Here is a 201-nt window from a genome sequence, read left to right as displayed (position 1 = left end):
CTACCGGCGGAACGCAGAACCCTGTGGAGATGCGGTGTGTATGGCAACCGGCATCCCGAGGCGGTAGAGCCACCCCATGGGTGGCTGTGCGTGAACCGTGCATCGCGTGCAGCCACCCATGGGGTGGCTCTACCGGCGGAACGCAGAACCCTGTGGAGACGCGGTGTGTATGGCAACCGGCATGCCGGGGGGGGTAGAGCC

The sequence above is a fragment of the Stenotrophomonas sp. HMWF003 genome, assembly GCF_003061285.1.
GTDB lineage: Bacteria > Pseudomonadota > Gammaproteobacteria > Xanthomonadales > Xanthomonadaceae > Stenotrophomonas > Stenotrophomonas maltophilia_AP.
Note: the sequence above shows the minus strand (reverse complement) of the source record.